We start from the raw sequence: 7,251 nt of genomic DNA on the forward strand, positions 1-7,251 counted from the left end.
AGGAGTCACCCGTACTTCAGAATAACCCTTACGCCGTTTAGAAGCTATTTTCTCTTCATATTGTTGAGAAGCCGCCGCATAAGAAACAAACGGATAAGACTTGCTCTGTCCCCTTGTTCCAATCCTTCCCCAACGAGTAATTAAAGTCGTAGAACCCTCGGTGAGTTCCGCTTCCCAAAATTTGTAATGCTGATTACTGATGAGTTCGAGTCGGGTGATCATAGCGATAGCCACTCCGATAAAGCTCTGTGACCTTTCCCTTGAGTTGTCAGTAGTCGAGTTTCTGTCGTCAAAGCCGCTTTGATATTAGCGATCGACTGAGCCAGCAACTGTTCGTTATGACCGTTACTGACTTTGACCAAAACATCTAAGTCATGGGCTAAACCTTTCAGAGATTGGTCAAAGTTGAGCAAGTTCTGGCATCGTTCTAGAGACTCGGTTAACTTCGCACGAACGCGATCGCTTAAATGAGTTTCACTAAGTCTTGCTAATTTGGGTAAAGTATCGGCTAAGATTTCACAGAACTCATCGGTAGCGGACTGGATTACTTCACTGAGCTTGGTTTGCAAGCTACGATGAAATTGGCTTTCTAATTCCTTTAACGCTTTAGCTTGATAATTTCTCGTTTCAGACTCAGCTAAGGAGGCATCAAATTGAGATTGTTCTTTAATAGACGGCACACGAATTGGGCCGAATAGCTCGATGTAGAAGCTTTCCGAAATCTGTTGCCGTGTCGGGAAATTAGAAAGGTAAATTTTCTTGACTGATTCCTGAACGTCTTGTGATAGTTGAGTCGTCCGTAGGATGCCTTCAACGATGCTCACATACTTTTCTTTCTCCGCCCCGTATTCTAATAGCACTTCATCTTTGAAAAGCAAAGCTGTTTCCTTTAAGTTGGCTACAGCATCGGCTAACTCCTCAAACTTCGACTCTGGCGCAAACCAGTAAGGCTCGCAGTAAACCATTAACTTCTTTTGGATTTCCTTTCTTAGATAGCTCAATCGGTTGAGCTTTCCCTGTAAGGATTTGAAGAACTTAATACGGGTGGGTTGAGCGTTGTTCTGCTTTAAAGCGGCGATCGTTTCACTAGATAGACCCAGATGTTCCCATTTGAGTTGAAAAGAAACCCGTCCTCCGTGTACGGAGATATTAAAGAGGTAGACTCCCTCTTCTCGAAAAGCATCTAAGTTGCGTTGACGGACATGAATCTCATCAACACCGAACTTCTGCAATGCCGATTCAACACTAATCATGAATTTCTCCTTAAAATAGGAAAACCCTCAATTGATAATAGTTGAGGGTCTGTTACTACTTCGATAGATGTGCCTGTTGGCGAATCCTACTGAGCGTCTTCGGACGAACATCACTATTCATGGCTCCTGCTAGAGTGACCGTTCCAGTCATGCGATCGTTCTTAAGTTGGCGATGCGATCCGCGTGTGCGGCTGATATACCACCCTCGTTTTTTTAGAAGCTCTAAAACCTCCTTCACTTTCATCTCTTACCTCCATTCGGTAAGGCTCTCCCTGAATAGTTCAGAGAAAGCCAACTACTTTAGAAGGGGATCTTGTCAGGGTCTTGTCGCTCCTCCACGCATAGGTTATGCTCATCGGTTTCATCGTCAACAACAGATTCAGCATCTACTACGATCGTGGTTTCAGTGTTAACTATGCCTTCTAATCGAGGTAGACGCTCACGGATGGCATTATCGACTTTAAATTTGTCGGGCGCAAATTCCTCAATATGACTCACGACAAGGGTTAAGGGTTTTCCTTCTGGTTTGGTATAGTCAGAGTCGAGCAACATTTCACTATTGCCTCTTGCCCAGACTACTTTCCCGTCAGCCAGATGGATCTTATGACGAGTTCCATTCTCGCTTTGATATTTGGAGAATCCGATGATCTCAAACTCACCAACTCCAAGTTGGCTCATCGAAATTGCTGGTGCGGGAACTTGAGCAAGATAAGGTAAAATCGATTCTTCGTTCACCAATGTTGCATCAAGTTCGCCTGCGCTGAAGCCTTGCTGTTGGCTATCGAGGGAAACTCTCACTTTAAACACGGACTTGTCTGGTGCGACAAATGTGCAGAAAGCGGTGGGGTACTTCTGCTTCTTGGCATCTTCTTTCTCGATGACGGTAATCTTCCCTTTGAGCTTGCCAACATGGAGGCGATCGCCATCTTGAGAGGCACGAACTACGTTTTCACCCACTTTAAGAACGATGTAGTCTCCATAGCGGAACAGTCCTGGGCCGTAAACCCCTTTGACGATCCCTCTTTCCGCTTTGACTAATAGAACTTCAGGGCGATAGACAGGACTTGACTCGATTCCTGATGCTCCTATTAGACGGCTCAAGCCCTCTTGCTCATCAGGAGAGAGAGCGTCAAGAGTAATGTTGTTCCATGTATTTTCAAATTCATAGAGCAACAGAGAGGGAAAGTTGCTTTGCTCAAACTCAAATGTTTGTACCGAAGTTGTTTGAGTTTTAGTTGTAGTGGTCATGTTTTTTCAACTTTTAAATAAGAAAAGAATCAATTAAAATTGGATGCGTCAGCATCAAAAAAAATCTCATCTGTTAGATAACAGATAAGAATTGTGTAATGAATGAATTTTTTAAAATCAAGCTATAACTTGGAGTTGAGAAAGCAACTTGGCTTGCTGCTCCAACCAAAACTCATTGTCGATGATGATCGTGAAACGCATTCCGTAACTGATGTCGTTATTGAAAATTTCCCAGTTGTAATAAGCCCATGTGACTTCAACCCCCTTCTCAACAACAAGGGAAGAATCAATATGAATTGGGCGATCGCTCATCGGAAACAAGGAAGACAATGTACGATAATAAGCGGTCGTGACTTCACGGGCGAAGTCTAAATCGGGATATTGTTCTAATTTCATATCATTAAAACTTTTTCTATTTCTTCTCCTCTTTTTTCGATGCGTAGCATCGTTATGGCGCATTGAGAAACGAGAATCGAGCGCGATCGCTGCGGATTTTAACTGATATGTCTAACCAAGAATTTAGTCAGACAAAAGACTTTCGATTTTACTTTTTAATTTAGGTAACTCTCTCTCAACAATTGTCCAAACAATATCTAAATCAACTTGAAAATATTCATGAACTAAAATATTCCTAAAATCAGCAATATCTAACCATTCAATTTCTGAATGATTAGTGACAAATTCTCCAGACATTGCTCTTGATGCTTCTCCAATAATTTGTAGATGATGCAAAATCCAAGTCTGAATCAACTCATCTTGTAAAAAAATATCTTTTCCTCTGACAGAATACTTTTCTATCCTAATGATAGCTTCTTGTATATCTTTGACACGCTCTTGATCGCTTCTCTTGACATTCTCCCGCCACTAACCAAGATTCGGTATAGTGGGGGATTCAGAACAGCCAATTACTTGACCATTCATCCACTCGAACAAGCTTAATTGCCGAGGGTTGCTAGGCTCAACAGCTAACGCCATTGATATCTCCTGACTATTAGTCAAACCTGTTGATTCAGATTTAGCCGTAACTTCCTGAGTGACTCCCAGTAGCTTAGAAATACTAAGATTTAACAATTCAATTCCTTTTTTACCGATATTAATCGCCGCTTGATTGTCCGCATCGGCTAGATGAGAGCAGTTAGTACAGGCGAACTTTTCTCCTTGACGATTTTCTCTGTCAATGTGTCCACAATTCGAGCATTTCAAAGATGTCCATTTCGGGTCAACTTCAACGACAATACACCCAAACTTTTCAGCTACCGAATGTATCTTCAGTTTTAGTTCACCCCAAGAACAATCACGAATTAATCGATTTAAAGCTCTTTTTGCTGACTGACCATTTTTTAGATATTTGCTATTCTCATCCTGTTTGAGTTGACAACGCTTGCTCATTCCAGATATGTTTAAATCTTCAAGGACAATGACATCAGCTAATCTAGCTAGATGATTGGCAATCTTCCACTGATAGTCAGTCCGTAGATTGACGATTCTCTGGTTAACCCTCGCCAATTTTTGATATGCTTTCTTCTGATTTAATGAACCTCTCTTTTTACGAGAAATCCGTCGTTGTCTAATCGTAATGGTTCGCTCCAATTGCTTTTCAAATTGAGGATTTTTAATCTGCTCACCATTACTTAAAGCTAACAGTTTTTTGACCCCTAAATCTCCACCAATTACCGAATTAACTTGTTCTAAATTTAAGGAGCGTGACTGTGGAATTGTTAGATCTTCTATAGAACACGCAACATACCAACCATCGGCTTTTTGTCTAACCGTTACCGAGCGTAGACTAAAACCATCTGGGATCGATCTAGAAGCGAAAAAGCGCATCCATCCAATACTAGGCAGATAGATTTTGTTGCCTTTTAGTTTTACTTGATTAGGAGGATAGTTAAAACTTTTAAACCGATGACGAGCTTTGAATTTTGGGTATCCTTTTCCAGCAAAGAAATTCTTGAAAGCCGTATCCAGCTTCCTTAAATTCTGTTGTAGGACAGTCGAATGAATGTTTTGATACCAAGTTCTCTCCTTCTTTAGCTTGGGTAACTCAGATGATTGTTGCTCATAGGCATTCCGTTTTTTATTTCCTTTAAATGGTTCTCCAATACTAGAATTTTTAGAAACGGAACAAGTTAATGGACAACACTCAGCTTTAGGTTTTAAACTACAGTAATCACCGAGTTTGGGTTGTTTGACTTGTTCATAGCTTTCAATCCTATCCCTTAAACAGAAATTGTAATGACTCCGCAACATATCAAGCCATTTATCCATTAAAGCTTTTTGAGATTGATTGGGTTTTAGCTTAAATTTGTAAGCGATTATCATAACTTATTAATATTAGAAATATATTAAAAATATTATAGCTTATTGATTGACAAATGCACCAATCAAATTAAATTTAATGCTACTTATTTATTGGTTTGCATTCATCCCCCGTTGATTTTAATAATTGTCTTTTGTTGAAAAATTCAACGGGGGTCTTCTACTCACATTTAGATTATCGCTTCTGTTGGTGGAATTTCTGTTTGTGACATGATTTTCTGCTGCATCATTTCCAATTGATGGAAATATTGCAATTCACTTGGGGGAGTTGGTAATTTAGTCATGATTTTTATCTTCTACCAAGTAAAGTTCATTAAAACGTTGTGGTGGATTAAAACCTTGAGGTTTAATCTGATCAAGGATCATTTTTTGGAGTTCTTTGAGATAGCGGACATTGTGGGGGCTGTCAGTTTCGGCTCGTTTGGCTATAATGGCAAGTAGGATCTTAGTATTGCCATCAGTTAAAGAAATGTTGTAAGTTTTAGATTTCATGAGTTAATTTTTTTTAGGTTTAAATATCTTCCCAGAAGTGAAGTTGGCAAGATTCAATTTCTTCCCTGTGAAACTCTTTTAAGCCTTTTTGTGCTAAATAAATATTGCGTTTTAGCTCAAAAAATTCAGGAGGCATTTGTGCAGGATCAATTCCTGCTTCGGCTTGAGAGTCGCAGAACTCGTTAAATAACTCAATTGCTCCCTCTAAATGTTGATTAATCGAGAAAGCAATTCGATTGAGGGTAGCGGCGACTCTTTTCTTGGTAGCTGTTTTGGTACGAATCCAAACGATACTGTGCCAAATTTTTCCGTAGGTTTCGGCTAATTGGGTGGCAGAATACAACTCAAGCCAGAGTGAATTCAAAATGAGATTATCAGGATCTATTCCGATCGCATTTTTAGCACCGCAAGCTAAAGATGCCCAAGGGAGAACCATATCTCCTGCGGGAAAATGTTCTTTTGTGTTCATAAATAGCAAAAATCCCCTACTTTCATTCAGTAGGGGAGGAGTTAATTGTTCATTTGCTTAGATTTCATTGGTTGTAGTCAGTTTTAGCCTCTTATACCAAAACTGTTTTACTCCTTGACAGTAGCCATCCCAGTAAATCCAATGCTCAGGGTGCTGTGGGGCTTTTAAACGACGACCATCGGATTCACCTTGATTGTGAAGTTCGGTTACTCGTTCGGCTTCTTCATACAAAGCTGCATCTGCTTCGGCGCGAAAATATTCTTCTTCAGCAATTTCTCTCATGATTTCGTAGGACATCATTACTCCTCACGTTTCTTGCTTCGTGGTGCATTCTTAAAGCGAACTTGTTTCCCGATAGAGACGATCGCATAGTCGGAAACATCAACTCCCGCTTGATAATCAGAGGCGATCGCTTCCTTATCAGCTACCCATTTTGGCTTACGATATTCGGGTGGTAAGTCTTCTGGATTGCCCAAGACCTCGATTTGAGGTTTAGAGTTAGGACGGATCTCAATTGCTTTATTCTTTCCTAACAAATTCGAGTCGATGAGTCCTTGGTCGTACAAGCGCAGGATATTTTCCTTCAGGGTTTTGAGTTGAGCTTCTTTAGCGAGGATGATGCGATCGCACATAGAAATGACTGTATCGCGTTTAATTTTCCACGCTTCAATTTCGCCGTCTAAAAACTCCTTATACAGACAGTAACCATCGATTTTATTTTTCAGGCTTTTCGTCAGATCCTGCTGTAGTTGTTCGTATAAGTGATCTTCTTCGGTACAATCGAAAAGTTCCGCGATTTGAGCCGCTTCAAAGGATAGTTCTCTTAATGACATAGCACTAAATGAGTTTTCCATCTCAGAAAGAGAAACTTCACCAGTTGTTAAATCAGGCATAGAACCCCCGATCATCTTGAGAGTACATTTGTCGGTCTAGCCATTCTTTTTCTAGAAGTGCGATTTGTTTTTCCTCATCTTCTGATGAAGATAAACGTACATCAGGGTTAGATGAGTTATGATGAGATTTAGAAATGATAGAACGCATTTTAAGTTAATCAATGAAATGCAATAACTTAAAATGCGTAGCATTTTTCAAGGTTTACAAGTTACGAACAACTTGTTCATTGTTCGTCTCAAGTCGTTGACGGATCGGCGACTGCTTCCTTTAGAGCTTTAACCTCCTCATTAGAAATGGCGCGTTTAGAGTTGATCGCTCTTTGGAGATCATTGAGAGCATCGCCAAGCCTATTGTCAAGCTTAAGCGTCATTACGATGCGTCTAAGCCTGACAACCCCATAGTGAGCATTTCCATACATACCAGCATCTAAGCTTCTGCGAATCTCGTCGAGACAATTATGATACTGGCGAGATAATGTTATCTTTGTTTGAGTGCCAGTAACGGGAAGAGATTGATGATTGCTTGAGTATTGGTTGATGAACTTGTCTAGTGTTCCTTCGTAATTAACCGAATACA

At 40.3% G+C, this 7,251-nt stretch carries 13 protein-coding genes; all 13 read right to left on the bottom strand.

The window, feature by feature from the left end:
* Positions 1 to 222, bottom strand: a 222-nt coding sequence (locus tag C7H19_RS24555) for a WGR domain-containing protein (protein WP_146136592.1), incomplete at its 3' end; no start/stop codon positions are given.
* Positions 219 to 1,253 carry a hypothetical protein gene (locus tag C7H19_RS24560; RefSeq protein WP_106459534.1) on the bottom strand — a complete coding sequence of 345 codons (1,035 nt, stop codon included), beginning with the start codon at positions 1,251 to 1,253 and terminating at the stop codon, positions 219 to 221. The genes C7H19_RS24560 and C7H19_RS24555, both read right to left, overlap by 4 nt.
* Before the next feature lie 55 nt (positions 1,254 to 1,308).
* Entirely contained in the window at positions 1,309 to 1,497 is a 189-nt protein-coding gene (locus C7H19_RS24565) for a type II toxin-antitoxin system HicA family toxin (protein WP_106459535.1), read from the bottom strand.
* Between the two features lie 56 nt (positions 1,498 to 1,553).
* Complete coding sequence (locus C7H19_RS24570; RefSeq protein WP_106459536.1) at positions 1,554 to 2,501, bottom strand: hypothetical protein; 948 nt, start codon at positions 2,499 to 2,501, stop codon at positions 1,554 to 1,556.
* 117 nt (positions 2,502 to 2,618) lie between these two features.
* Positions 2,619 to 2,897, bottom strand: coding sequence for a hypothetical protein (locus C7H19_RS24575; RefSeq protein ID WP_106459537.1), 279 nt, complete (start codon positions 2,895 to 2,897; stop codon positions 2,619 to 2,621).
* Positions 2,898 to 3,020: 123 nt separating this feature from the next.
* Complete coding sequence (locus C7H19_RS24580; protein ID WP_106459538.1) at positions 3,021 to 3,320, bottom strand: HepT-like ribonuclease domain-containing protein; 300 nt, start codon at positions 3,318 to 3,320, stop codon at positions 3,021 to 3,023.
* Positions 3,321 to 3,365: 45 nt separating this feature from the next.
* Positions 3,366 to 4,823, bottom strand: a complete 1,458-nt coding sequence (locus tag C7H19_RS24585; RefSeq protein WP_106459539.1) for an RNA-guided endonuclease InsQ/TnpB family protein — start codon at positions 4,821 to 4,823, stop codon at positions 3,366 to 3,368.
* A 273-nt stretch (positions 4,824 to 5,096) separates the two neighbouring features.
* On the bottom strand, positions 5,097 to 5,312 hold the full coding sequence (locus tag C7H19_RS24590; RefSeq protein ID WP_106459540.1) for a hypothetical protein: 216 nt from the start codon (positions 5,310 to 5,312) through the stop codon (positions 5,097 to 5,099).
* A 19-nt stretch (positions 5,313 to 5,331) separates the two neighbouring features.
* A complete protein-coding gene (locus C7H19_RS24595) occupies positions 5,332 to 5,781 on the bottom strand; it encodes a hypothetical protein (protein ID WP_106459541.1) in 450 nt (149 codons plus the stop codon).
* A 57-nt stretch (positions 5,782 to 5,838) separates the two neighbouring features.
* The gene (locus tag C7H19_RS24600; protein ID WP_146136593.1) at positions 5,839 to 6,081 is read right to left on the bottom strand and encodes a hypothetical protein; all 243 of its coding nucleotides are present in this window, start codon (positions 6,079 to 6,081) and stop codon (positions 5,839 to 5,841) included.
* On the bottom strand, positions 6,081 to 6,674 hold the full coding sequence (locus C7H19_RS24605; protein ID WP_106459543.1) for a siphovirus Gp157 family protein: 594 nt from the start codon (positions 6,672 to 6,674) through the stop codon (positions 6,081 to 6,083). The genes C7H19_RS24600 and C7H19_RS24605 overlap by 1 nt, the downstream gene beginning before the upstream one ends.
* On the bottom strand, positions 6,667 to 6,822 hold the full coding sequence (locus C7H19_RS26035; RefSeq protein ID WP_181280740.1) for a hypothetical protein: 156 nt from the start codon (positions 6,820 to 6,822) through the stop codon (positions 6,667 to 6,669). The genes C7H19_RS24605 and C7H19_RS26035 overlap by 8 nt, the downstream gene beginning before the upstream one ends.
* An 88-nt stretch (positions 6,823 to 6,910) precedes the next feature.
* Positions 6,911 to 7,251, bottom strand: a 341-nt coding sequence (locus C7H19_RS26040; RefSeq protein ID WP_181280741.1) for a hypothetical protein, incomplete at its 5' end; no start/stop codon positions are given.

This window comes from Aphanothece hegewaldii CCALA 016, from assembly GCF_003007785.1.
Lineage (GTDB): Bacteria > Cyanobacteriota > Cyanobacteriia > Cyanobacteriales > Microcystaceae > Chroococcus > Chroococcus hegewaldii.

Excerpts from the sequence above, each read along its gene's own strand:
- C7H19_RS24575 (WP_106459537.1), bottom strand. The coding sequence starts at position 2,897 with ATGAAATTAGAACAATATCCCGATTTAGACTTCGCCCGTGAAGTCACG.
- C7H19_RS24585 (WP_106459539.1), bottom strand. The coding sequence starts at position 4,823 with ATGATAATCGCTTACAAATTTAAGCTAAAACCCAATCAATCTCAAAAA.
- C7H19_RS24605 (WP_106459543.1), bottom strand. The coding sequence starts at position 6,674 with ATGCCTGATTTAACAACTGGTGAAGTTTCTCTTTCTGAGATGGAAAAC.
- C7H19_RS24570 (WP_106459536.1), bottom strand. The coding sequence starts at position 2,501 with ATGACCACTACAACTAAAACTCAAACAACTTCGGTACAAACATTTGAG.
- C7H19_RS24560 (WP_106459534.1), bottom strand. The coding sequence starts at position 1,253 with ATGATTAGTGTTGAATCGGCATTGCAGAAGTTCGGTGTTGATGAGATT.
- C7H19_RS26035 (WP_181280740.1), bottom strand. The coding sequence starts at position 6,822 with ATGCGTTCTATCATTTCTAAATCTCATCATAACTCATCTAACCCTGAT.
- C7H19_RS24595 (WP_106459541.1), bottom strand. The coding sequence starts at position 5,781 with ATGAACACAAAAGAACATTTTCCCGCAGGAGATATGGTTCTCCCTTGG.
- C7H19_RS24590 (WP_106459540.1), bottom strand. The coding sequence starts at position 5,312 with ATGAAATCTAAAACTTACAACATTTCTTTAACTGATGGCAATACTAAG.
- C7H19_RS24600 (WP_146136593.1), bottom strand. The coding sequence starts at position 6,081 with ATGATGTCCTACGAAATCATGAGAGAAATTGCTGAAGAAGAATATTTT.
- C7H19_RS24565 (WP_106459535.1), bottom strand. The coding sequence starts at position 1,497 with ATGAAAGTGAAGGAGGTTTTAGAGCTTCTAAAAAAACGAGGGTGGTAT.